The 23025-nt window shown below is 58.3% G+C and carries 22 protein-coding genes; 6 read left to right on the forward strand and 16 right to left on the reverse strand.

The genetic code is table 11. The features are described 5' to 3' along the window. Nucleotides 1–10: 10 nt before the first annotated feature. A complete protein-coding gene (gene acuI / locus AC6I8F_RS03910; RefSeq protein ID WP_275028147.1) occupies nucleotides 11–1003 on the reverse strand; it encodes an acrylyl-CoA reductase (NADPH) in 993 nt (330 codons plus the stop codon). A gap of 560 nt (nucleotides 1004–1563) precedes the next feature. Here acuI and AC6I8F_RS03915 point away from each other — a divergent pair. Continuing rightward, nucleotides 1564–3711 carry an ornithine decarboxylase gene (locus tag AC6I8F_RS03915; RefSeq protein WP_150059346.1) on the forward strand — a complete coding sequence of 716 codons (2148 nt, stop codon included), beginning with the start codon at nucleotides 1564–1566 and terminating at the stop codon, nucleotides 3709–3711. A gap of 68 nt (nucleotides 3712–3779) precedes the next feature. On the opposite strand, the gene mltC is transcribed toward AC6I8F_RS03915, so the two are convergent. From mltC to mutY, 3 genes are read right to left on the reverse strand one after another with little or no spacing between them, the layout of a single operon-like run. After that, nucleotides 3780–4859: a membrane-bound lytic murein transglycosylase MltC gene (gene mltC / locus AC6I8F_RS03920; protein WP_021506619.1), complete on the reverse strand. Its 1080-nt coding sequence runs from the start codon at nucleotides 4857–4859 to the stop codon at nucleotides 3780–3782. 54 nt (nucleotides 4860–4913) lie between these two features. After that, entirely contained in the window at nucleotides 4914–5186 is a 273-nt protein-coding gene (locus AC6I8F_RS03925; RefSeq protein ID WP_010617014.1) for an oxidative damage protection protein, read from the reverse strand. Beyond that, nucleotides 5186–6271 (reverse strand): A/G-specific adenine glycosylase, encoded by a 1086-nt coding sequence (mutY, locus tag AC6I8F_RS03930; RefSeq protein WP_498028549.1) that lies wholly within the window; start codon nucleotides 6269–6271, stop codon nucleotides 5186–5188. Before mutY ends, AC6I8F_RS03925 begins: the two co-directional genes overlap by 1 nt. Before the next feature lie 154 nt (nucleotides 6272–6425). Here mutY and trmB point away from each other — a divergent pair, with 154 nt between their 5' ends. From trmB to AC6I8F_RS03950, 4 genes are all read left to right on the forward strand, one after another. Further along, nucleotides 6426–7145, forward strand: coding sequence for a tRNA (guanosine(46)-N7)-methyltransferase TrmB (gene trmB / locus AC6I8F_RS03935; RefSeq protein WP_021506621.1), 720 nt, complete (start codon nucleotides 6426–6428; stop codon nucleotides 7143–7145). Then, the gene (locus AC6I8F_RS03940) at nucleotides 7145–7471 is read left to right on the forward strand and encodes a YggL family protein (protein WP_021313105.1); all 327 of its coding nucleotides are present in this window, start codon (nucleotides 7145–7147) and stop codon (nucleotides 7469–7471) included. The genes trmB and AC6I8F_RS03940 overlap by 1 nt, the downstream gene beginning before the upstream one ends. Before the next feature lie 212 nt (nucleotides 7472–7683). Continuing rightward, a complete protein-coding gene (locus AC6I8F_RS03945; RefSeq protein WP_104188379.1) occupies nucleotides 7684–8400 on the forward strand; it encodes a YggN family protein in 717 nt (238 codons plus the stop codon). A gap of 210 nt (nucleotides 8401–8610) precedes the next feature. Then, nucleotides 8611–10866: an Ig-like domain-containing protein gene (locus AC6I8F_RS03950; protein WP_498028550.1), complete on the forward strand. Its 2256-nt coding sequence runs from the start codon at nucleotides 8611–8613 to the stop codon at nucleotides 10864–10866. A gap of 70 nt (nucleotides 10867–10936) precedes the next feature. Here AC6I8F_RS03950 and hemW read toward each other — a convergent pair whose 3' ends face one another. Genes hemW through AC6I8F_RS03970 form a run of 4 tightly spaced genes read right to left on the reverse strand, consistent with a single transcriptional unit; the run spans nucleotide 10937 to nucleotide 13948 of the window. Next, complete coding sequence (gene hemW / locus AC6I8F_RS03955) at nucleotides 10937–12067, reverse strand: radical SAM family heme chaperone HemW (protein ID WP_021506624.1); 1131 nt, start codon at nucleotides 12065–12067, stop codon at nucleotides 10937–10939. Then, nucleotides 12060–12653: an XTP/dITP diphosphatase gene (locus tag AC6I8F_RS03960; RefSeq protein WP_021506625.1), complete on the reverse strand. Its 594-nt coding sequence runs from the start codon at nucleotides 12651–12653 to the stop codon at nucleotides 12060–12062. The genes hemW and AC6I8F_RS03960 overlap by 8 nt, the downstream gene beginning before the upstream one ends. A gap of 20 nt (nucleotides 12654–12673) precedes the next feature. Further along, nucleotides 12674–13228: a YggT family protein gene (locus AC6I8F_RS03965; protein ID WP_021506626.1), complete on the reverse strand. Its 555-nt coding sequence runs from the start codon at nucleotides 13226–13228 to the stop codon at nucleotides 12674–12676. A gap of 12 nt (nucleotides 13229–13240) precedes the next feature. After that, on the reverse strand, nucleotides 13241–13948 hold the full coding sequence (locus tag AC6I8F_RS03970; protein WP_021506627.1) for a YggS family pyridoxal phosphate-dependent enzyme: 708 nt from the start codon (nucleotides 13946–13948) through the stop codon (nucleotides 13241–13243). A gap of 16 nt (nucleotides 13949–13964) precedes the next feature. Here AC6I8F_RS03970 and AC6I8F_RS03975 point away from each other — a divergent pair, with 16 nt between their 5' ends. Then, a complete protein-coding gene (locus AC6I8F_RS03975) occupies nucleotides 13965–14957 on the forward strand; it encodes a type IV pilus twitching motility protein PilT (RefSeq protein ID WP_498028551.1) in 993 nt (330 codons plus the stop codon). A gap of 66 nt (nucleotides 14958–15023) precedes the next feature. On the opposite strand, the gene ruvX is transcribed toward AC6I8F_RS03975, so the two are convergent. The 8 genes from ruvX to metK all read right to left on the reverse strand — a co-directional run bounded on the left by ruvX (nucleotide 15024) and on the right by metK (nucleotide 22405). Next, complete coding sequence (gene ruvX, locus AC6I8F_RS03980; RefSeq protein ID WP_058757113.1) at nucleotides 15024–15440, reverse strand: Holliday junction resolvase RuvX; 417 nt, start codon at nucleotides 15438–15440, stop codon at nucleotides 15024–15026. Beyond that, nucleotides 15440–16003: a YqgE/AlgH family protein gene (locus AC6I8F_RS03985; protein WP_021506630.1), complete on the reverse strand. Its 564-nt coding sequence runs from the start codon at nucleotides 16001–16003 to the stop codon at nucleotides 15440–15442. The genes ruvX and AC6I8F_RS03985 overlap by 1 nt, the downstream gene beginning before the upstream one ends. Before the next feature lie 85 nt (nucleotides 16004–16088). Beyond that, nucleotides 16089–17033 carry a glutathione synthase gene (gshB, locus tag AC6I8F_RS03990; RefSeq protein ID WP_021506631.1) on the reverse strand — a complete coding sequence of 315 codons (945 nt, stop codon included), beginning with the start codon at nucleotides 17031–17033 and terminating at the stop codon, nucleotides 16089–16091. Nucleotides 17034–17129: 96 nt separating this feature from the next. After that, complete coding sequence (rsmE, locus tag AC6I8F_RS03995) at nucleotides 17130–17861, reverse strand: 16S rRNA (uracil(1498)-N(3))-methyltransferase (RefSeq protein ID WP_021506632.1); 732 nt, start codon at nucleotides 17859–17861, stop codon at nucleotides 17130–17132. A gap of 73 nt (nucleotides 17862–17934) precedes the next feature. Then, entirely contained in the window at nucleotides 17935–18642 is a 708-nt protein-coding gene (gene endA, locus AC6I8F_RS04000) for a deoxyribonuclease I (RefSeq protein WP_058757110.1), read from the reverse strand. A gap of 78 nt (nucleotides 18643–18720) precedes the next feature. Next, the gene (locus AC6I8F_RS04005; protein WP_088517903.1) at nucleotides 18721–19233 is read right to left on the reverse strand and encodes a SprT family zinc-dependent metalloprotease; all 513 of its coding nucleotides are present in this window, start codon (nucleotides 19231–19233) and stop codon (nucleotides 18721–18723) included. Between the two features lie 104 nt (nucleotides 19234–19337). Further along, complete coding sequence (locus AC6I8F_RS04010) at nucleotides 19338–20732, reverse strand: sugar porter family MFS transporter (protein WP_498028552.1); 1395 nt, start codon at nucleotides 20730–20732, stop codon at nucleotides 19338–19340. A 521-nt stretch (nucleotides 20733–21253) separates the two neighbouring features. Beyond that, nucleotides 21254–22405 (reverse strand): methionine adenosyltransferase, encoded by a 1152-nt coding sequence (metK, locus tag AC6I8F_RS04015; RefSeq protein WP_058771539.1) that lies wholly within the window; start codon nucleotides 22403–22405, stop codon nucleotides 21254–21256. Nucleotides 22406–23025 lie beyond the last annotated feature (620 nt).

Consider the following 23025-nt stretch of genomic DNA (forward strand, 5'->3'; position numbering starts at 1 on the left):
CTGCACCGGGTCAGGGCGCCTGGCGGCAATCGACAATCAGCCGCCCACGCACCTGGCCTGCCAGCAGCTGTTCTGCGCCTGCGCGCGCCTCGCTCAGTGGAATCACTTTGGTCATTTGCTCCAGCAGCGCGCCGTCAACCAGCTCCGCCAGACGCTGCCACGCCTGCTGACGCAGCGGTTTGGCGCACATCACGCTGTCCACGCCGGCCAGCGTAACACCGCGCAGAATAAACGGCGCAACGCTGGTGGGCAGATCGAGGCCCTGCGCCATGCCGCAGGCGGCGACCACGCCGTCGCGCTGGATCCCGGCTAACACATTGGCCAGCGTGTGGCTGCCGACGCTATCGATCGCGGCGGCCCAGCGCTCTTTCGCCAGCGGTTTGCCGGGCGCGCTCAGTTCGTTACGGTCGATAATCGCGGAGGCGCCGAGCGTATCGAGCAGGTAGGCGCTGTCGCTGGCGCGGCCGCTGGATGCCACCACCTCATAGCCGAGACGCGCCAGCAGGCTCACGCTGAAGCTGCCCACGCCGCCGCTGGCACCGGTAACCAGTACCGGACCGTGCTGCGGTGTGATGCCCTGTTTTTCCAGCGCCAGCACGCACAGCATTGCGGTAAAGCCGGCGGTACCAATCGCCATGGTTTGCAGCGGGTTGAGCGCCGCCGGGACCTTGACCAGCCAGTCGCCGGAGACGCTGGCTTTCTGCGCCAGCCCGCCCCAGTGTTTTTCACCCACGCCCCAGCCGGTGAGCAGCGCAACATCGTCCTGCTGCCACTCCGGATGACGGCTGTGGATCACCCGGCCAACAAAATCGATGCCCGGCACCATGGGAAACTGGCGCACAATCGGCCCTTTATTGCAGATGGCCAGCGCGTCTTTGTAGTTGAGGGTGGAGTAACTTACTTCGAGGGTAACATCCTGATCGGGCAATTGTTGTTCTGACAGATCCTGCAGGGATGTGCGGTATCCCTGTTCATCATTTTCAATGACCAGTGCCTTGAACATGCAGCCTCCGGCTGGTTGGGAGAAGTGCGCTCCATAGTACGCTTCTGCCGCAGGGAGTGCCAGGCGGATGGGCGCGGCAGGCGGTCGCTATCGCACCGGCGTTACATTCTGCATAACTTTGCATAACCTTCGACTATTCAGGCAGTTAAAAATAGACGCCTTAACTATTGTTCATGTAAATCAATGAAGTAGCGCGTTGGCGTTCTGCATCAAAATTCCGCCCTGATTGGTTGTTCCCGGTAAAAAAAGATGCCATCATGTCGCCCGAATTTATTCCCCATCTTCATCGCTGAGGACGCCGCCATGTCCGGTACAATGCACATCTGCACTTGTCGCCGTGCGCTTCATGACAAGCGCGCCTCTGTCATCTGTTGTTCGCATTTCCCGCTCACCATGCGGTGAGGCTACGCCCCGTTCGCTGTTGGATATGAGTAAAGACAGACGCGATCTGGCTTTACTGATGTCTATCGGTTGCGGCCGCCGGACGTTATTCGCCGGGGAAATTTCCTCATTGCTGTGCCTCTGGCACCCACTCATCCTTCATTACGGGGATTTGTGTTATGAACCCATTGAAAATTGCTGCCAGCGTAGCGGTAGCGCCAAGCCTGAGTCTCAACACCGCGCGCGACGTGGTAACGCTGGATAATACCGATTTCACCGACGTAGCCGCGGTAGTGGTCTCGCTGGCCGATACACGCAGCGGCGTGCTGACGCTGCTACGCCAGACTGGCTTCAATCTGCCGGTGTTTGTCGCGAACGCCTTTGATGACGCGGTGCTGACGCTGCCGGGCGTGACCGGAGAGATCAACGGCGCAGCGGAAGAGTGGCAGGCGCTGGAGCAGGCGGCGCAGGCGTACGAGGCGGAACTGCTGCCGCCGTTTTTCGACACCCTGACGCGCTATGTCGATATGCAGAACAGCACCTTTGCCTGTCCGGGCCATCAGGGCGGGGCGTTTTTCCGCCGCCATCCGGCCGGACGTCAGTTTTATGAGTTCTACGGCGAGAACGTCTTTCGCTCCGATATGTGTAACGCGGACGTGAAGCTGGGCGATTTACTGATCCACGAAGGCTCGGCCAAGGATGCGCAGAAATATGCCGCGCGCGTGTTCAACGCCGATAAAACCTACTTCGTGCTGAACGGCACCTCCAGCGCCAACAAAGTGGTGACCAATGCGCTGCTGACGCGCGGCGATCTGGTGTTGTTTGACCGCAATAACCATAAATCTAACCACCACGGTGCGCTGATCCAGGCAGGCGCCACGCCGGTTTATCTGGAAGCGGCGCGTAACCCGTTTGGCTTTATTGGCGGCATCGATGCGCACTGTTTCGACGAGACGTATCTGCGCGAGCAGGTGCGCCAGGTCACGCCACAGCGTGCGGATCAGCCGCGCCCGTTCCGGCTGGCGATCATCCAGCTTGGCACCTACGATGGCACGGTATACAACGCGCGCCAGGTGGTGGATCGCATCGGGCATCTGTGTGACTACATTCTGTTTGATTCGGCATGGCTGGGTTATGAGCAGTTTATTCCGCTGATGGCCGGCTGCTCGCCGCTGACGCTGGAGCTTAACGAGAACGATCCGGGGATCTTTGTCACCCAGTCGGTGCATAAGCAGCTGGCGGGCTTCTCGCAGACTTCGCAGATTCACAAGAAAGATAACCATATTCGCGGCCAGAAGCGCTTCTGCCCACACAAGCGGCTGAACAACGCGTTTATGCTGCACGCCTCAACCAGCCCGTTCTATCCGCTGTTCGCTGCGCTGGATATCAACGCCAGAATGCATCAGGGCGAAGCGGGGCGCAGCATGTGGCACGACTGCGTCACGCTGGGCATTGAGGCACGCAAAGCGATCCTCGAGCGCTGCAGCCTGATTCAGCCTTTCCTGCCGGAGCAGGTGCACGGCAAGCCATGGCAGGCGGCAGAAACCGCCACCATCGCCGCCGATCCGGCGTATTTCAGCTTCGAACCGGGCGCGAAGTGGCACGGTTTTGCCGGTTACGATGCCGGACAGTATCTGGTGGACCCGTGCAAACTGCTGCTCACCACGCCAGGCATCGATGCCACCAGCGGCGAATACACCCGCTTTGGCATTCCGGCTACCATCCTCGCCAACTATCTGCGCGAGAACGGTATCGTGCCGGAGAAGTGCGATCTCAACTCAATCCTGTTCCTGCTGACCCCAGCGGAAACGCCGGAAAAAATGGCGCATCTGGTGGCGATGCTGGAGCAGTTTGAACAGCACGTGCGTGAGGATGCGCTGCTGGCCGAAGTGCTGCCGAGCGTGTATCGCAGGCACGTCGAGCGCTATCAGGGCTACACGCTGCGTCGCCTGTGCCAGGAGATGCACGATTTGTACGTCAGCTACGACGTTAAGGATCTGCAGCGCGACATGTTCCGTCAGGCGTGTTTCCCGAAAGTCGAGGTCAATCCGCAGGATGCGCATCAGGCGTATATTCGCGGTGACGTTGAGCTGGTGCCGATCGCCAGCGCCGAAGGGCGCATTGCCGCTGAGGGAGCGCTGCCGTATCCGCCGGGTGTGCTGTGCGTGGTGCCAGGAGAAACCTGGGGCGGGGCAGTGCAGCGCTATTTCCTCGCGCTGGAAGCGGGTATCAATCTGCTGCCGGGCTTTTCACCGGAGTTGCAGGGGGTTTACACCGAGGAGGATGACAGCGGGCACAAGCGGTTAGTGGCGAATATGATGTTGTAGGAGGGGGCTGTTCCCCCATCGCACGCCACCTTCTCCCGCAGGCGGGAGAAGGTGGCGATGAGCGCGAATCAATAACGGTGGTAGCTGCGCTGTGCCTGGCTCACTTTGTACAGATAGCGGCGCGACTCGGCCGACGGATGGTTAGTGGTCAGCGTCTGATACACCTGGCTCGGTGACATGCCGTTGATGGTGGCGAAGGCGCGGTCTTTATCGCTGGAGAACACGCGCAGCACGCTGCCCGCCCCGCCGTTATAAGCGGTGATCACTGCGTAACGGCGCGACAGCGGATCCTGAATCCCGCCGAGATAGCTCTTCTGCAGCAGCGACAGATATGCGGTACCGGCATCAATGTTATTGGCCGGATCGAGCAGATAGCTGCGGCTCGGTTTACCCCATTTGCCCTTCATGCGGAACACATCGACCCCGGCAGTATGCTGCACCACCTGCATCAGACCCAGCGCATCGGCGTTGCTTACCGCATAGGGGTTGAAGCTCGATTCGGTCTGCATGATCGCCAGAATCAGCGAGGCATCAACGCCATACTGTTCGGCCGCTTTGCGCACCAGCGGCAGATATTTATGCGCACGCTTGTCGAGGTGGTTAGGCACCATCGGAATGGTCACCGACCAGATAACGTGCAGCCCGGAGGTGCGTTTCTGCAGTTTGTTCTGGATCAGGTAATCAGCAAAGTTACCGGCGCGTCCCTGCCAGCGGATCGGCTGACCGGTATTATCCAGCACCTGGCCGTACAGCAGCGGCTCTTTACTGATCTGAATATCGTTGGCGTCGGAGTAGAGATCGACGTTGCCCGGATCGTCACCAATCAACAGCGTGGTGATGATGGCCTGACGCAGGCTGGCCATCGGATCGGTGCCGGAAATGGTCTCAATGGTGATGCTACCGCTGTCGAAGTTGATGTGACTGCGGGTGTAATAGTTATCGCTGTATTTGACGTAGTCCTTGGGTCCGGCGATCAGAACCTCATTGATTCCCCAGATATTCTCGATGTTGGCGGCAAACTGCCCCATCAGAATGTCAAAACCGTTGGTGTCCTTAACCCACTCTTCATGGTACTGCGATTTTTTTTGTCCGGAGCAGGAGACTAACAGGGGTGCGATGACCAGCAGTGCTATCAGTTTTTTATTCATTGTGAATGCGTGCCTGACTCGAAAAAGAGGGCCTCAAAGGGAGGCCCTGAACGTTTATTTTTCTGGCGGGGTGTAACCTTCAATGTGCACATCTTTGCCTTCGAACAGGAAATTCACCATCTCCTTCTCCAGCACTTTGCGATCTTCCGGGTTCATCATGTTGAGCTTCTTCTCGTTGATCAACATGGTCTGCTTGGACATCCACTGCTGCCAGGCTTCTTTGGAAATCTCATTGTAGATGCGCTTACCCAGTTCGCCAGGATAGAGCTGAAAGTCCTGGCCTTCAGCGTCGCGTTGCAGATAAGTACAAAAAATAGTGCGGCTCATTACTCTTCCTCTTCGGTCAAACTGGTTCGCAGTTGAAGCTGCCGGGGATGGCGCAGCTCATGCAGCAGGCGCTCTACCGGCGCGGCCAGCCCCACTGACGGTGGTTGCGCTAAGTTATACCAGAGACCGCCGGCTTCATCCATCAGCGACCCGGAGGAAGGCCACGCCAGCCACATAGGCACAATGTCTAAGTGGAAATGGCTGAAGGTGTGACGAAACGCGGTGAGCTGCTGCGGCTTCGCGGTGATGCCGCGCGCCGCCAGCCAGTCAGTCAGCGCTTGCTCACTGCTGAACTGCGGGAAGCAGAACAGGCCGCCCCACAAACCCACCGGCGGACGCTGTTCCAGAAACACCTCGTCGCCGTGCTGCAGCATCAGGAACCAGCCGCTGCGCTCTGGCAGCGTGACTTTCGGTTTCTTACCGGGATAATCGGCCCAGTTGCCCTGTGCATAGGCCGCGCAGCCGCTGTTAAGCGGGCAGATTTCGCATTTCGGGCGGGAGCGAGTACACACTAACGCGCCGAGATCCATCATTGCCTGATTAAACTGGCTGACGCCTTCCGCTGGCGTGACGTCTTCGCTGATCTGCCACAGCCGCTTCTCCACCTCTTTTTTGCCCGGCCAGCCGCTCACCGCATAGCAGCGCGCCAGCACGCGTTTGACGTTGCCGTCGAGGATCGGGAAATGCAGGCCAAGCGACAGCGACAGAATCGCGCCCGCCGTGGAGCGGCCGACGCCCGGCAGCGCCGCGACATCATCAAAATGGGGCGGGAATACGCCGCCGTGCAGCTCAACCACCTGTTTAGCCGCCTTGTGCAGGTTACGCGCCCGTGCGTAATAGCCGAGGCCGGTCCACAGATGCAGCACTTCATCAAGCGGCGCGGCGGCCAGGTCGGCAACCGTGGGGAAGCGCGCCATAAAGCGTTCGAAATAGGGAATAACGGTGGCAACCTGCGTCTGCTGCAGCATCACTTCGGAGAGCCACACCTTATAGGGCGTTTTCTCCAGCTGCCACGGCAGAGTTTTACGGCCAAAGCGTTGGTACCACTCCAGCACCTGTTGCGCGAACTGCGGCGCCTGCATCATAAGAAGGAAATTTTCCGTGTTTACTCTACAATCAGGCAGGAATTCCAGCACAGAGACATCAGGGTGTAAACCGGAAGATTGCAAAGGCTTGCTTCTGTTACTTAACTTTGCATAATGCCCGTTTCCCTGAACAGGCTAACCAGCAGGTTTCAACATGATTAATGACGTCATCACCCCGGAATTTGATGAGAACGGGCGGCCTTTACGCCGTATCCGCAGTTTTGTGCGCCGCCAGGGGCGCTTAACGAAAGGACAGCAGCTCGCGCTCGACAATTACTGGCCGGAGATGGGCGTCGAGTATCAGCCGCAGCCGCTGGACATGGTTGCGCTGTTTGGCCGCGAAGCGCCGCTGGTGCTGGAGATTGGTTTTGGCATGGGCGCCTCGCTGGTGACCATGGCGCAGAACAATCCGCATCAGAACTTCCTCGGCATTGAAGTGCATGCGCCGGGCGTCGGTGCCTGTCTGGCCTCGGCCAAAGAGGCTGGCGTGCAGAATCTGCGCGTGATGTGTCACGATGCGGTGGAAGTGCTGGAGAACATGGTGCCGGACAATTCGCTGCGCATGGTGCAGCTGTTTTTCCCGGATCCATGGCATAAGGCGCGCCACAACAAGCGCCGCATTGTCCAGGTACCGTTTGCCGAGCTGGTGCTGCGCAAGCTGAAGCTGGGCGGCGTGTTCCACATGGCAACCGACTGGGAAGAGTACGCCACGCACATGCTGGAAGTGATGAGCAGCATCGATGGCTATAGCAATCAGTCGGAGAGCCAGAATTACGTGCCGCGTCCGGAAACGCGTCCGTTAACCAAATTTGAGCAGCGCGGGCAGCGACTGGGCCATGGCGTATGGGATCTGATGTTTGAGAGGGTGAAATAATGGCTGTAAAACGTAGCCGCCGTTTACGTAAAAAGTTGCATGTTGATGAGTTTCAGGAGCTGGGCTTCTCTGTTGCCTGGCGTTTTGCCGAAGGCACCAGTGAGGAAGAGGTGGATGCCACGCTCGATCAGTTCATCAATGAGGTGATCGATCCGAATGGTCTGGCCTATGACGGCAGCGGCTATCTGGTGTGGGAAGGGCTGGTGTGTCTGCAGCAGACCGGCAAATGCACCGACGCGCACCGCGAGCTGGTGCGTAACTGGCTGGAAAAGAAAAATCTCGCCGATATTCAGGTCACTGAACTCTTCGACGTTTGGTGGGACTAAGTTTTATTGCAGTATGCTGGTGCGCATAAATGCGCACCCTACAGGGGATTGCCCTAGCGGTGGCGCCATTTATGGCGACCTGGACCGCATGCTGAAGCGTATAAATGCGTACCCTGCGGTGGATGGTCCTTTGTAGGGTCGCCATTTATGGTGACCTGGTAACAACCGCTAACTGTCTTGCTCTTTCCCGCACAGAATACTCAGGAGATTTCATGGTTCGTAAGGCTCTTCTCGCCGCGCTGCTGCTGGCGGCAGCTCAGGCGCATGCTGACTATCAGTGCAGCGTCAATCCAAAGGATGATGTGATCATCAAACCCCAGAGCGTGCAGGTGGTGGGCAGCAACGGCAACCTTGAAATCACGCCGCAGGGCGATGTGCAGTTCAATGGCAAGGCGGTGAGCGTCGATAACGCCACGCGCCAGCAGGCGATTGACTACCAGAACGCGCTGCGTCGCGATCTGCCGTGGGTCGACAGCGGCGCAACCACCCGTCTGGAGCGGGGCCGCGTGGCGCTGGATAAAGTGATCGTCGAAAAACTCGGGGCGGACAGCAATGTGCGCAATCGCCTGACCACGCTGAACGGCCAGCTCAAGCAGCAGATGAACCGCATCATCGAGCATCGCCCGGATGGCCTGACCTTCCATCATCAGGCCATTGAGCAGGTGCGCGCCGACGGCGAGAAGCTGGTGCAGAGCACGCTGGGCGGGGTGTTGCAGGATAGTCTGAACGAGATGGGCACCAAACAGGCCGCCAGCGGCAGCAATCCGCTACAGGCGCTGATGGGCAACCTCGGCGGGCTACAGCAGTCGATTCAGACTGAATGGAACAATCAGGAGCAGGATTTCCAGAACTTCGGTCATGAAGTGTGTAACCGGGTGACCGCACTGGAGAGCCAGCGCAAGACGCTGATGCAGAACGTAAAGGGCTAAGCCAGCCGCGTTGCCGCTGAATGCACGGAACATCACGGCGTCATTGTTCTTCTGAACAGTGGCGCCTTTTTTATCCCCGCAGCTTTTAAGCCGTGATTTAACAGATTGTCTTAGATTCGGGACGAATCTGATAACGGCAAAATTTCCGCATTAATAACTATATCAACGGGCATTCAGCCTGTTGAAATTATTAATTTTTAAGGAAATTTTATGTTATTTTCTGACACCTCTGCTTCCAGTTCACACCCGGTTTTATCACCCCCTGTGGTTATCGTTGCCGAACGCGGCTGGTACAACGATCCGCAAAAACGCTGGCAGGGAACGGTACAAACGCCGGACGCCGTTGAAGTCATCGTGACGGTTAACGGTGGCAATCCGCTACGCGTGCCGGTGATCAATGGCCACTTCGAGTGGATGCCGCCGCAGCCGATGGCCGATGGTGAATACCAGCTAACCTTCACCGCCGTGGATGCCGCCGGCAATCACAGCGCACCTACGCGCGTGGATTACAATATCGATACTCATCCGCCCGCCAGACCGATCATCGAAGCGATAGAGGATCACGTTGCCGGCGGCGTGGAGGACGGTAACAGCATCCGCCGTAACGGCTATACCAACGATGATCAGCCGGTGGTACGCGGGCAGGCGGAAGCCAACGCGCTGGTTTATCTCTATAATGGCAATCAACTTCTCGCCTCTGTCCGTGCCGATGCGCAGGGCAACTGGCAGGCGCAGCTCGATCTGCCGCAGGACGGAACCTATAACCTGACGGCGCAGGCTGAGGACCGCGCCGACAACCGCAGTCAGCCGTCGCCGAAGTGGACCTTTCATCTCGATACGCTTACCCCGGAAACGCCGACGTTCAGCTATTACGACGACAATCGCGGGCTGTATCAGGGCCAGTTTGGCCGCGGCCAACCCACCGATGATGTCCGGCCGGAACTGCACGGTGAAGCCGAGCCCGGCAGCGTGGTGCGCATTCAGTATGCCGCACCGGGCGGAAAGTGGGTTGTCGGCGGTACGGCCACTGTCGACAGCAGCGGCCACTGGCACTGGACGCCGCCGCAGGATCTGCTGCCGGACGGCGACTGGCGTTTTCGCAGCCGCAGCAGCGATAAAGCCGGCAACGTCAGTCAATGGAGCGACAGCTGGACGCTGACCATCGACACCCGTATCAACACGCCCACCATCCTGCAGGCTATCGATGACGTCGGCACCATCCAGCCGGTGCTGCCGGGCCAGACCACCGACGATAAGCGGCTCGATTTTTCCGGACAGGCCGAGCCTTACAGTCAGGTGACGCTGTACCAGAACGGCGTGGCAGCCGGCAGCGCGACGGTGGGGGCCGATGGGCGCTGGCAGATTACCCCGGACCGCGACATGCAGCCGGGCAGCAACAACTTTACGGTAAAAGCGGTCGATGTGGCGGGTAACGTCAGTGACTATGCGCCCAACTGGGCGATTAACTATGACTCTGGCGTAAAGCACAGTTCTGGCGAAGAGAACTGGAACTGTCGCGCCAATACCAGCTGGCAAACCGGCCGTGTGTATCAGTACGGCGGGTTGAAAGTCACCGAACTGAAACATGGCACCACCAACAACTGTTTCTATACCGGCATCATGAACCGGCCAGATGGCTATGAAAGCAAAGCGATTGAGATGCTGGATCATTCGGTCGTGCAGTTTGATTTTGGCGCCACCAATTACGTGGAGTTCAATTATGGCTATCTCCACAATTGCGATACCTACGTGGATATCTTCTCCCCCAGCGGCGAGCTGCTGGGGCGCGAATACCTGCAGCCCGGTGGCGCCAGCCGGTCTGAGCAGGGCCTGAACACCTTTAGCTGGCAGGCTCCGGCGGGCCAGCAGATTAGCTATATTGACGTCCATTCGGGCGAAGATCCGGATACCTATAAAAAAGTGCTGTGCTGGAACGTGCTGGTGAAGCGCGATGTCGGCTGGATTATTGATACTGTGCGCTGGGGCAAAGACGAGAGCCTGGTACAGCACCATACGCTGCCGGAAACGCAGGAACAGGAGGGCGCGCAGCTGCATCTGAATGATGTGCAGCAGTGGCTGGCGGCGCACAGTGGACAACCGCTGCAGGGCTTCTCTGCGCTGGTGCTGGAAGGAGAACATCAGCAGCTTGATTATCAGCAGCTGACGCAGCATATCAGCGGCCTGCAGCATATCGATCTCACCGGCTCCGGAGACAATCTGCTGCAGCTGGATGCGCAGCAGCTGTTGCAGCAGGCGCACCAGCATGTGCTGCTGCCAGAGCGCACGCGCAGCTGGCTGATTGATGGTGATGCCGGCGACGTGGTGCAGCTCAGCGATAGCACGCAATTTTATCAGCAGTGGCAGCAGCAGGGGACGCAGCAGAGCGGTGGCAAAGTGTGGCAGGTGTTTGAGAGTCTCGACCACAGCGCGACGCTGTTAATCAATAATGAGGTGATGGTCGCCTGAGCGTAACAGATGCAGCCGTGCGGTTTAGTACGGCTGCCAGCGGAAAAGGCGCGTGCCTTCTCCGCTGAATTTACATGAACAGCTCCAGCAGCGAATTGAGGAACAGTTTGCCTTTTTCAGTGATCTGCCAGTGCTCTGGCTGTTCCTGCACATAACCGGCGGCGATGGCTGCGTCGATCTGCGGGCGAATCACTGCCTCGTTCAGTCCGGTGTAGCGCTCAAAGTCGGCGCGCGGCGCGGCTTCCAGCAGGCGGAAACGGTTCATAAAGAACTCGAACGGCTTGTCCTCGTCCGGCACGTCATGCTGCTTATCCAGATAGTTGCCCTTCATAAAACCGCGCGGATGACGGGTTTTCACCGTGCGCACGATGCGCCCGTCCGGCTGCGTCAGCTTGCCGTGCGCACCACAGCCGATGCCGAGGTAATCACCGAAGCGCCAGTAGTTCAGGTTATGCTCGCAGCGATAGCCCGGTTTGGCGTAGGCCGAGGTTTCATACTGCTGATAGCCTGCGGCGCTCAGCAACTGATGACCCTGCTCAAAGATATCCCACAGCGCATCGTCATCCGGCAAAACCGGCGGGCGTGAACCAAACAGCGTGTTGGGCTCAATGGTCAGTTGATACCACGACAGATGCGGCGGGTTGAGGGCAATCGCCTGGCGCAAATCGTCCAGCGCTTCTTCCAGCGACTGATCCGGCAGGCCGTGCATCAGGTCGAGGTTAAAGCTGCGCAGGCCGAGACCGGCCGCCAGCTGTGCCGCGCGGACCGCCTCGTCCGGACCGTGGATGCGCCCCAGGCGCGTCAGCTTTTGCGGACTGAAACTCTGCACGCCAATCGAAATCCGGTTAATGCCCGCCCGCTGATAGCCGCTGAAGCGATCGGCTTCCACCGTGCCCGGATTGGCTTCCATGGTGATTTCGGCGTCCGCCGCCAGCGGCAGGCGCGCGCGCACGCCGTCCATCAGCTGCTGCATCGCCTCGCTGCTCAGCAGGCTGGGCGTGCCGCCGCCAATGAAGATGGTGCGCACTTCGCGCCCGGCGGTCAGCGGCAGATCCTGGTCAAGATCGTTGAGCAGATGCTGCACATACTCGCTGTGCGGCACTTCGCCTTTGAGCGCGTGCGAGTTGAAGTCGCAGTACGGACATTTCTGCACGCACCACGGGATGTGGATATAAAGGCTTAACGGTGGTAACTCAGGCATTGCGCATCGCTTCCAGCAGTAGCGTCAATGCTTTACCCCGATGCGACACGGCACGCTTTTCATCCTTGCTTAGCTCGGCGGCGGTTTTACCCAGCGCCGGCACGTAGAAGATCGGATCATAACCGAAACCGCCTTCACCGGCGGCCGCGCGGGTAATCTCCCCGGCCCAGCTGCCGTGGAACACCAGCGGCGTCGGGTCGGCGGCGTGACGCACGTACACCAGTACGCAGTGGAACTGTGCCTGGCGCTCGTCGTCCGGCACCTGCTCCAGTGCCTGCAGCAGTTTGTCGAGATTCTGCTGGTCGCTGGCATCAACGCCGGCATAGCGTGCCGAGTAAATGCCCGGCGCGCCGCCCAGCGCATCGACCGCCAGCCCGGAGTCATCGGCAATCGCCGGCAGGCCGGTGATCTGCGCCGCGTGACGCGCTTTCAGGATGGCGTTTTCGATAAAGGTCAGCCCGGTCTCTTCGGCAGACTCTACGCCCAGCTCGGTTTGCGCCACGATATCCAGGCCGAAGGCCGCTAACAGATCGGCCAGTTCACGTACTTTGCCCGGATTACCGGTGGCGAGCACAACTTTTTGCATAACAGTTCCAGATTAACGAATTAGAGCAGGTACCAGAGACCCGGGAACAGGTCCATACCGAGGAAGTTCAGCGCATACAGCACCAGAATCACGATCATCGCCGAGAAATCGATGCCGCCCATCGCCGGCAGGATACGGCGAATCGGTGCCATCAGCGGTTCGGTCAGCTGGATTAGCACATAGTCCATCGCACCGCGTCCCTGGCTGATCCAGCTCATCAGCGAGCGAATGATGATCACCCAGAACACCAGATAGCCGGCGGATTTGACCAGTGACAGCAGGCCCACCAGCAGGTTGGTCGGATCGACGGAGAACACCCCGACCTGAATCAGCAGCAGAATCGGATATTTCAGCGTGGTCAGCACGAATGCCAGCAGCAGTGACGCGGTGTCAATCGGTCCCAGCGCCGGCAAAATGCGGCGCAGTGGTTTAACAATCGGCTGGGTGATCTTCACGACAAACTGCGCCAGCGGATTGTAAAAGTCACAGCGTGACCACTGCATCCAGATGCGCAGCAGCAGCACCATCACGTACAGATCAATCAGCGTTTTGACTAAAAACGTCAGTGTTAACATGAGGTTCCTCAATTATTGTTGTGAAGGGCGTGCATAATCCCGCGCGCCAAATACCGCGGTGCCGATGCGCACCATCGTACTGCCTGCGGCAATCGCCGCATCCATATCGTCGCTCATTCCCAGAGAAAGCGTATCGACGCCTGGATAGTCCTGTTGCAAGGCGCGAAACGCGCTGGCCATCTGCTGGCACACCGCCAGCTGGCGCGCGTAATCCTGCTCGGGTGCCGGAATTGCCATCAGTCCACGCAGGCGCAAACGCGGCAGGGCGGCAATCTGTTGTGCCAGCCCGGCGACGGCCTCCAGCATGATGCCAGATTTGCTGTGCTCGTCACTGATATTTACCTGAATTAACACGTTGAGCGGCGGCAGCGCGGCCGGACGCTGATCGTTCAGCCGCTGCGCAATACGCAGGCGGTCAACGGTGTGGCACCAGGCAAAGTTTTCCGCCACCAGACGGCTTTTATTGGATTGTAACGGCCCGATAAAGTGCCATTGCAGATCAGGATGTGCGGCCAGTTCGGCAACTTTTTCAACCCCTTCCTGCACGTAATTTTCACCGAAGGCGCGCTGTCCGGCGGCAATGGCTTCTGCGATAGCGCTCGCAGGTTTGGTTTTGCTCACTGCAAGCAGCGTAATTTCTTCTGGCGCGCGGCCGCAACGCGCGGCAGCAGCAGCGATACGCTCGCGCACTTGCTGTAAGTTGTGCTCAATGGAAGTCATAGTCAGGAGAAGTTAAATGGATTTGGATGACGTTGTGGCGCTTAGTGTAAAGCATAATGCGGCCGATCTGCACCTTTGCAGCGGACATTTACCGCACTGGCGCCGGCAGGGCGTACTGGAGCCAATACCGCAACAGCACAGCTTGCCTGAGCGCTGGCTGCAGGCCTTTAGCGAGCAGTGGCTTAGCGCCGCGCAGCGCAGCGAGTTAGCTGGCAGCGGTCACGTCGATTTCGCCATCACGCTCGGCAACGGCAGCCGGCTGCGCGCCAATCTGTTCCGCCAGCGTCACGGACTGGCGCTGGCGCTGCGGCTGATTGCCAGTCAGCCACCGGATATGGCGCGCCTGCAGCTGCCGGACGTGGTGCGCTCGTTGCTGCAGCAGGAGGAAGGGCTTATCCTCATCACCGGCGCGACCGGCAGCGGCAAATCCACCACGCTGGCGGCGCTGGTGGATAGCCTCAATCGTCAGCAGGCGCGCCACATTATCACGCTGGAAGATCCGATCGAGTTCGTCCACCACAGCCAGCGTTCGCTGATTCAGCAGCGCGAAATCGGCGCACACTGCGCTTCGTTTCAGCTCGGATTAAAAGCGGCGCTGCGTGAAGATCCGGATGTGATCCTGCTGGGTGAGCTGCGCGACAGCGAAACCATCCGGCTGGCGCTGACCGCTGCTGAGACCGGCCATCTGGTGCTGGCCACGCTGCATACGCGCGGCGCGACGCAGGCGGTGGACCGGCTGGTGGATGTGTTTCCGGCCGAGGAGAAAAACCTCGTGCGCACGCAGCTGGCCGGCAGCCTGAAAGCGGTGCTGGCGCAGCGTTTAGTCGCCGCCAAAGCCGGCGGCCGCATTGGCCTGTTTGAAGTACTGGTGGCGACGCCGGCGGTCGCTAACCTGATCCGCGAAGGCAAAATGCATCAGCTGCCCGGTGTGTTGCAGACTGGCGCGCAGGCAGGGATGCAGACTTTCGCCCAGAGCGAGCAGGCCCGGCGCGAGGCGGGATTGATTTGAGCAGGGACTTGCCCTGAGAACCGCCGACACGGCGGCGCGAAACCGCGCGGCCGTGTCCGGGCTGATTTAATGCGTCTCGAACCAGTCCTGCAGGATAATCACCGCGGACTGCGAATCGATATGGCCTTTCTGCAGCGCGCGATAGCCGCCGCGTTCGAACAGGTCGGCGCGCGCTTCAACGGTGCTCAGGCGCTCATCCTGCAGCTCCACACGCACGCCGAAGCGGCCGTGCAGCCGGTTAGCAAACTTACGCGCGCGCGCCGTCAGCGGCTGTTCGCTGCCGTCCATGTTGAGTGGCAGGCCAACCACCACGTAATCCGGCTGCCACTCTTTCAGCAGCTTACCAATGAGCTCCCAGTCCGGCGTGCCGTCCTGCGCTTTCAGCGCGGTGAGCGGGCGGGCAGTGCCGGTCAGCTGTTGCCCGATGGCAACGCCGATGCTTTTGGTACCGAAGTCAAAGCCGAGCAGCGTTTCACTGGCCATCAGGCGTGCCCTGCATCGCTGGTCATGTTATGGATGTCCACACCCATGCTGCGCGCGGCTTCACGCCAGCGTTCGGCAATCGGCGTCTGGAACAGGATCTGCGTATTGGCCGGCGTGGTCAGCCAGGCATTCTCCAGCAGCTCATTTTCCAGCTGATCCTTCTCCCATGCGCAATAACCCAGCGCTACCAGCACGTTCTCTGGCTGTTCACGCGTGCCGATCGCTTCCAGCACATCGCGTGAAGTGGTGATCACCGTATTGTCAGAAATGCGGATACTGGAGGAGAACACGCGCTGGGCCGAGTGCAGAATAAAGCCACGATCTTCCGCCAGCGGACCACCGGCAAACACCGGTTTGTCCAGTTTGATGGCAGGATCGCGTTCTGATGGGCTGATTTTAAGTTTTTTCAGGATGCCTTCGACCGTCAGGTTGTCCATCGGCTTGTTAACGATCAAACCCATGGCACCCTCTTCGTTATGCTCGCAGATATATACCACCGAGCGTTTGAAGAAAGGGTCCTGCAGCGACGGCATCGCAATCAAGAAATGGTGCTGTAAATTCATTCTCACTCGTTTACCAAAAATAGCCGGTGCTGAACGGCTGCACCGGCTTTGGGTGGTTCACGGAGCTCTCACTCCTGCGGCATCCTCAGCCCAAACGTTTTTCAATCGCGTCCATCAGCATGCCGGTGATGGAGACCGGGAACGCCGCCTCGATTTCGCGGATGCAGGTTGGGCTGGTGACGTTAACTTCTGTCAGTTTATCACCGATAATATCGAGGCCGACAAAAATCAGCCCTTTGGCTTTCAATGTCGGACCTACGCGGCGGGCAATTTCCCAGTCGCTGTCGCTCAGCGGACGGGCTTCGCCGCGGCCACCGGCGGCGAGGTTGCCACGGGTTTCGCCGCCCTGCGGAATGCGTGCCAGGCAGTATGGCACCGGTTCACCATCGACCACCAGCACGCGTTTATCACCGTCTTTGATCGCCGGCAGATAATTTTGCGCCATGCAGAAGAACTGACCGTGGTTGGTCAGTGTTTCGGTGATCACGCCGAAGTTGGCATCATCTTTTTTGATGCGGAAAATCGACGCGCCGCCCATGCCGTCGAGCGGCTTGAAGATCACATCGCCATGCTCCTGCCAGAACGCGCGCAGCTGCTCTTTGTTGCGCGTCACCAGCGTGTCTGGCGTCAGGTCGGCAAACCAGGCGGTGTAGAGTTTTTCGTTGCAGTCACGCAGGCTCTGCGGTTTGTTAACGATCAGCGTGCCTTGCTCTTCCGCGCGCTCCAGCAGATAGGTTGCGTAGATAAACTCGGTATCAAACGGCGGGTCTTTACGCATCAGCACCACGTTAAGATCGGCCAGCGGGATAGTCTGCTCGCTGCCAAACGTGTACCACTGATCATAGTTCTGCTCGACGCTCAGCAGCCGGGTGCGCGCGTAAGTTACGCCACCGCGCAGCGACAGATCGCCCATCTCCATGTAGTGAATTTCATAACCGCGGCGCTGTGCTTCCAGCAACATGGCGAAGCTGGAGTCTTTTTTAATGTTGATGGACGAAATCGGGTCCATAACGATGCCAAGCTTAATCATTATTCTCTCCTCAAAGGGGAATTCAGCCACCCCGTTCCGTGCGAAAGCGTTGTGCTGGTCAGTTATCTGCGTGTGTCTTCGGGCTGAAAGTATCCCTTAACCGAGGTCACCAAACCTCACCTGAAGTGCCGTGATGGCGGTGAGCGCCGTGGTTTCGGTGCGCAAAACGCGCGGACCGAGCAGGATATCGGTAAAGCCGTGCTGCGCCGTCATGGCAATTTCCTCTGCCGACAGGCCGCCTTCCGGGCCAATCAGCAGCCGTACGCGTTCAACCGGCTGCGGCAGCGTATTGATGCTGTGGCTGGCGCGCGGATGCAGGTTGAGCTTCAGACCGTCATCCGCTTCGGCGCACCAGGCTTCGAGCGTCATCGCGGCGCGGATTTCCGGCACGCGATTACGACCGCACTGCTCGCAGGCGGCGATGGCAATTTTCTGCCACTGCTGAATCTTTTTCGCCAGGCGTTCGGCATCCAGCTTTACGCCACAGCGTTCAGAAAACAAGGGCGTAATCACATTCACGCCCAGTTCGATCGATTTCTGGATAGTGAATTCCATTTTTTCACCGCGTGACATCACCTGACCGAGATGTAAGTGCAGCGGGGATTCGCGATCGTCAGGCTGGCTGGCAAGGACCTTTACTTTTACACGCTTTTTGTCGGCCTGGGTGATTTCGGCGCTAAAAGTCAGATTACTGCCATCAAACAGCTCGATCTGCTGTCCGGCGCTCATGCGCAGCACGCGGCCGACGTGGTTGGCGGCATCCTCATCAAGCAGAACTTCACTGTTAACGGTTAGAGCTTCGGGGTGATAAATGCGGGGTATGCGCATGCGGTTCCTGCCGGCGTTATGCCGCATCGCGCGATGCGGCCCAATCGAAAAAAGCTAGTGTAGGGTAGCGCTTTCAGCGCTGGCAAGCCTGCTGTACCCAGGAATTGTGATTTCCCTGCACCGCAGCGATGCGCTGGTCACGTTCGCACTCCCACGGCGTGACCGGATACTGCTTGTTCCACGCGGTGAACAGCTGGGTTTGCTGGCGTGACAGGCGCAGATGATACTGGTCGCGCATATAGAAGTAGGTGCGGGCGATGGCACCGCGCGCGCGCTCGGGAGGCTCGGCGCGCTTCTGCTTAAAATCGATCTTCATGCTGCACTGACCGTACTGCTGCTCGCCACCGTTCCACTGGCTGTACTGGAAGTTATTGCGGTCGCCGTTCACTTCGCCGATGGCTGGCTGCAGGTTGTGCAGATCGCTTTCGATGCGGCGGTAATCTGCGTCTTTGCTGCAGTTTTTCCGTCCGCCATTTTGCCAGCACTGACGCTGATGACCAAACTCCCACGCCGGCATGACGTGTTCCCACTCGATGCGTTCCGCGCGGTTGGCGTTCTTGCGTACGCTATAGCCGCAGCTGCTCAGATCCGGCACGCCTTTTTTACCGTGCCAGCTGATTTTGCAGCCGCAGTAAAAATCCGCCGGCGCATCCGCGTTGATCTTTGCCGCGACCACTTTCGCCTGCTGAAAATTGTTCTGGTTGTAATGGGTGAGACTGAGGCTGTACGCGCTGAGCGGCGCGACCAGCAGAGAGAGTAATAACAGCGTTTTGCGAGACATATTCCAAAAAATAACCTGGTACCGAAAAAGGGCGGCAGGGTAACAGAATGGCCGGGCGCGGGGAATGAGAATCGCGGACTAATCCGCTGCGTATTCACCGGGTTGCAGCAGCGTACCGCAATGCACGCAGCGATATTCGCTCTCACCACGCACCACGCGGTTGTGGCGGCGTACCGTCAGCTGATGTTGCTGGCAGCGACAGCGATAGGGGAAGGTATTGCTGCGCACCGAAGTGATTGCGAACTGGTGGGTGCGGCGGGCGGGCACGCCCAGCACGTCCTCCATCATCCACTTCCACTCTTTGCCGTGCGGCGGCACGCGGCCGAAAGTTTTCCACACCAGCAGATGCGCCAGCTCATGCGGCACCACTTCATCGATAAAAGCCTGCTGGTTTTCCAGCAGCAGCACCGGGTTGAGGCGAATTTGCCACTGCTCCAGCCAAGCGGTGCCTGCGGCCGTGCCGCGCTGCTGATAAACCAGCGTCGGCTCTTCGAAATGACGTTCGAGTTTTTGCTGAGCCAGCTGCAAAAAATGGCGCAGCGAGCGCATGACGGCTTGTTGCAGGGCGATGGGCAGACGTGGCGTTTTCATGTGCGGCAGCATAAGGCGTTGCAGCGGGGTACGCAACTGCATGCGCACAGGCGGCAGATAAAAAAAGGGCCGCCCTGCGGCAGCCCCGGTTAACGCATCTGGCCTTACTGCTGGCCGATATCGCGCAGTTTTTTGCCCGACATCAGGTTGCGCTCGATGTGCTCCAGCGAGACGTTTTTGGTCTCCGGAATCAGCGCGACCGTCAGCAGAATAAAGAACACGTTCAGCGCGGCGTAGACCCAGAAAGTCGGCGCGTTGCCCAGCGAGTTCAGCATGGTCAGGAAGGTGGCACCAACGATCATGTTGGCAATCCAGTTGGTCGCGGTAGAGACGGTGATACCAAAATCACGCCCTTTCAGCGGCTGAATTTCAGAACACAGTACCCAAATCAGCGGACCGGCTGACATCGCGAAGCCAACAATGAACATCAGCAGCATGGCGATGGCAAAATACTGCTCACCGGCAGAGTTAATGCCAATGTGCAGCATGGTACCGAGGATACCCATACCGGCTGCCATCACCAGGAAGCCCAGCACCAGCGTTGGTTTACGGCCCCAGCGATCCACCAGACCGATAGCAATAAAGGTGGCCAGCACGTTCACCAGACCTACGATCACCGTGCCCCACATTTGCTGCGTGGTATTGGCGAAGCCGGCGATTTCGAAGATTTTCGGTGCGTAGTACATGATGACGTTCATGCCGGTGAACTGCTGCATCACCTGCAACAGCACGCCGAGGAACACCGCGCGGCGGAAGTTGCTGTTGCTCTGGAACAGCTGCCAGCCGGACTGTTTGATCTTCAGGCTTTCGCGGATCTCATCCAGCTCGCGTTTCGCCTGCTCGCTGGTGTCACGCAGGCGGTCCAGCACGCGCTGTGCATCGCGGAAGTCACCTTTCGCCGCCAGCCAGCGCGGGCTGTTTGGCAGGAACACCACGCCAACCAGCAGCAGCACCGCCGGAATAGTGATGATGCCCAGCATCCAGCGCCAGTCGCCCGAGGCACTGAACGCGGTGTCCGACAGGTAAGCGCCGAGAATACCGATGGTGATCATCAGCTGATACAGGGAAATCATACTGCCGCGGATCTTCTCCGGTGCGATTTCCGAGAGATACAGCGGGGCGGTATAAGAGGCAACACCGACGGCAAGGCCGAGCACAACGCGTGCGGCAATCAGCATTTCCGGGTTTTGCGCCATCGCCGACCACAGTGAACCGATAACGAACAGGATGGCACCGGCCATCAGGCTCTTTTTACGGCCGAGACGCGAAGACATCCAGCCGCTGCCCACAGCACCGACCGCAGCACCGAACATCATTGAGCTGACGATCCACTCCTGCTGATGTGCGGTAACGTTGAAATCTTTCGCGATGAAGGGCAGGGCACCGGCGATAACGCCGATATCCAGACCGAACAGCAGGCCCGCCAGAGCGGCCAGAAAGCAGACAAACAGGGTCATCGCCTTGTTTGAGGTTCTGCTTTTGTGAGTATTACCAGGCATATTGCCTCCGAAGTTTATCCATCTTTGTTTTTATCAATGTTAAGTAAGCTGCCTGCGGGAAAAAGTGAGTGCGATCACATCGATGTAATCGGTTACACACGCTGAAACCCTGTAATCCAGCATTTTTTGCCCGAATCAGTCACATAACCAGTAAGGTATAGCACCCTTTAAGTTTCTGACATCACTATAAATATCGGCTATCAGACGACGCTGAAAATAACGCATTTTCATCACCGTTACTACGCTGAAAAATCTCTAAATTGAAGATATTAAAAGGATTTCAAAATGTAATCGTTAACACTTTGTTGTAAGCGCAGTGCTAACAGTGTAGACAGCGCTGAAAAATGCGCCTGCGGTGGTATAGACAAAAAGTGTGATGGTGCAAAGGCGGGATAGGGGAAGCGGTCAGGGACGAAAGCGTGGAAATTTCGCCGGTAAAAAAGCCCGCTTGCGCGGGCTCGATTTTACCTTCTCCCGTAAGAGAAGTTCGGGGTGAGAGCCGTTGCCCGCACCCGCGTTGATTACAGGCCTGCGGCCTCGCGCAGCTGGGCGGCTTTGTCGGTCTGTTCCCACGGGAAGTGTTCACGACCAAAGTGACCGTAGGCAGCGGTTTCTTTGTAGATAGGCTTCAGCAGATCCATCATCTGAATCAGACCGTATGGACGCAGGTCGAAGAACTCACGCACCAGCAGCGTCAGCTGTTCGGTTGAAACTTTCTCGGTACCGAAGGTTTCCACCATGATTGAGGTCGGTTCTGCCACGCCAATCGCGTAAGAAACCTGGATTTCGCAGCGATCGGCCAGGCCAGCGGCAACGATGTTTTTTGCCACGTAGCGCGCAGCGTAAGCCGCTGAGCGGTCAACCTTCGACGGATCTTTACCAGAGAATGCGCCGCCGCCGTGACGAGCCATGCCGCCGTAGGTATCGACGATGATTTTACGACCGGTCAGGCCGCAGTCGCCCATCGGGCCGCCGATCACGAAACGACCGGTTGGGTTGATGTGGTATTTGGTGCTGGCGTTGATCCACTCGGTCGGCAGTACCGGCTTGATGATCTCTTCCATCACCGCTTCACGCAGATCGGCCTGTGAAATCTCTTCTGAATGCTGAGTTGACAGTACTACCGCATCGATACCGACGATCCTGCCGCCGTCGTACTGGAAGGTAATCTGGCTTTTGGCATCCGGGCGCAGCCATGGCAGCGTACCGTTTTTACGCACTTCAGCCTGACGCTGCACCAGACGGTGCGCGTAGGTCACCGGTGCCGGCATCAGCACGTCGGTTTCATTGGTGGCGTAACCAAACATCAGGCCCTGGTCGCCCGCGCCCTGTTCCAGCGGATCGGTACGGTCTACGCCCTGGTTGATGTCCGGCGACTGTTTACCAATCGCGCTCAGCACCGCACAGGAGTTAGCATCAAAGCCCATATCGGAATGAACATAGCCGATTTCACGTACGGTATTACGGGTGATCTCTTCGATATCGACCCAGGCGCTGGTGGTGATCTCACCGCCAACCAGCACCATACCGGTTTTTACGTAGGTTTCGCAGGCGACACGTGCTTTGGGATCCTGTTCAAGGATGGCGTCCAGCACGGCATCGGAAATCTGATCGGCGATTTTATCAGGATGTCCTTCTGATACGGACTCGGATGTAAAAAGGTGTTTAGCCATTCTGTTCTTTACCTTGCAAATGGTTTGAATTCGACTGCATAGCGTAAGCGGGATGATGCCAGCTCGACGCCCCTTCAGGCAAAGCCGCAAGCAGTAGGAAGTGTCAGCGTACCAGGCTCACACCGCCTGGATGTTAATCAGTTTAGATGGAAAACCATCTGGACGGCTATTTTAGGTCACTCAGTGCGCGTTTTTCCAGTGCTTTTTCGCCATCCGCATTTATCGCTACAGATCAACTGGAATATTTTCCTGACACCCGCCGCAGCGCGCCGACAAAGATTTTGCATTTTGCCGCGTCAGACTGTATAAAACGCCGCAGTTGTCCCATGGATGACGCCCCCGTGCGTCGCGCTGTCAGAGGCTGTTGATCTGATTTTCATCCACTCCGTTTCCGCATGCTGTTAGCAGGCGCTGGAGGTGATAAAAACAATGAACCACATTTTCGCTCTCTTCGGTTCACGGCGCCGTTCTGGCGCGCTGGCACGCCTTTCCATTTCCAGTTCTGCTCTTTTCTCTCGTCGAAGTTTTCTGCGCTGCGGTAATTATCCCGACACGAGCGCCGGCTAAGCTATTCCCCCAGTTTCTCTGCTGTGTTTCACTCGCCTGTGGTGAGGTGATGC

The organism is gamma proteobacterium symbiont of Axiagastus rosmarus (assembly GCF_059730925.1).

What these genes read in the sequence shown, in the direction of transcription:
- ruvX (WP_058757113.1), bottom strand. Translation starts at nt 15,440, where the DNA reads ATGGCCAGTGAAACGCTGCTCGGCTTTGACTTCGGTACCAAAAGCATC.
- AC6I8F_RS03940 (WP_021313105.1), top strand. Translation starts at nt 7,145, where the DNA reads ATGGCTGTAAAACGTAGCCGCCGTTTACGTAAAAAGTTGCATGTTGAT.
- AC6I8F_RS03975 (WP_498028551.1), top strand. Translation starts at nt 13,965, where the DNA reads ATGGATTTGGATGACGTTGTGGCGCTTAGTGTAAAGCATAATGCGGCC.
- AC6I8F_RS03970 (WP_021506627.1), bottom strand. Translation starts at nt 13,948, where the DNA reads ATGACTTCCATTGAGCACAACTTACAGCAAGTGCGCGAGCGTATCGCT.
- AC6I8F_RS03925 (WP_010617014.1), bottom strand. Translation starts at nt 5,186, where the DNA reads ATGAGCCGCACTATTTTTTGTACTTATCTGCAACGCGACGCTGAAGGC.
- AC6I8F_RS04005 (WP_088517903.1), bottom strand. Translation starts at nt 19,233, where the DNA reads ATGAAAACGCCACGTCTGCCCATCGCCCTGCAACAAGCCGTCATGCGC.
- hemW (WP_021506624.1), bottom strand. Translation starts at nt 12,067, where the DNA reads ATGCCTGAGTTACCACCGTTAAGCCTTTATATCCACATCCCGTGGTGC.
- mutY (WP_498028549.1), bottom strand. Translation starts at nt 6,271, where the DNA reads ATGATGCAGGCGCCGCAGTTCGCGCAACAGGTGCTGGAGTGGTACCAA.
- acuI (WP_275028147.1), bottom strand. Translation starts at nt 1,003, where the DNA reads ATGTTCAAGGCACTGGTCATTGAAAATGATGAACAGGGATACCGCACA.
- AC6I8F_RS03985 (WP_021506630.1), bottom strand. Translation starts at nt 16,003, where the DNA reads ATGAATTTACAGCACCATTTCTTGATTGCGATGCCGTCGCTGCAGGAC.
- AC6I8F_RS03950 (WP_498028550.1), top strand. Translation starts at nt 8,611, where the DNA reads ATGTTATTTTCTGACACCTCTGCTTCCAGTTCACACCCGGTTTTATCA.
- endA (WP_058757110.1), bottom strand. Translation starts at nt 18,642, where the DNA reads ATGTCTCGCAAAACGCTGTTATTACTCTCTCTGCTGGTCGCGCCGCTC.
- AC6I8F_RS03960 (WP_021506625.1), bottom strand. Translation starts at nt 12,653, where the DNA reads ATGCAAAAAGTTGTGCTCGCCACCGGTAATCCGGGCAAAGTACGTGAA.
- gshB (WP_021506631.1), bottom strand. Translation starts at nt 17,033, where the DNA reads ATGATTAAGCTTGGCATCGTTATGGACCCGATTTCGTCCATCAACATT.
- AC6I8F_RS04010 (WP_498028552.1), bottom strand. Translation starts at nt 20,732, where the DNA reads ATGCCTGGTAATACTCACAAAAGCAGAACCTCAAACAAGGCGATGACC.
- AC6I8F_RS03945 (WP_104188379.1), top strand. Translation starts at nt 7,684, where the DNA reads ATGGTTCGTAAGGCTCTTCTCGCCGCGCTGCTGCTGGCGGCAGCTCAG.
- mltC (WP_021506619.1), bottom strand. Translation starts at nt 4,859, where the DNA reads ATGAATAAAAAACTGATAGCACTGCTGGTCATCGCACCCCTGTTAGTC.
- AC6I8F_RS03965 (WP_021506626.1), bottom strand. Translation starts at nt 13,228, where the DNA reads ATGTTAACACTGACGTTTTTAGTCAAAACGCTGATTGATCTGTACGTG.
- metK (WP_058771539.1), bottom strand. Translation starts at nt 22,405, where the DNA reads ATGGCTAAACACCTTTTTACATCCGAGTCCGTATCAGAAGGACATCCT.
- trmB (WP_021506621.1), top strand. Translation starts at nt 6,426, where the DNA reads ATGATTAATGACGTCATCACCCCGGAATTTGATGAGAACGGGCGGCCT.
- rsmE (WP_021506632.1), bottom strand. Translation starts at nt 17,861, where the DNA reads ATGCGCATACCCCGCATTTATCACCCCGAAGCTCTAACCGTTAACAGT.
- AC6I8F_RS03915 (WP_150059346.1), top strand. Translation starts at nt 1,564, where the DNA reads ATGAACCCATTGAAAATTGCTGCCAGCGTAGCGGTAGCGCCAAGCCTG.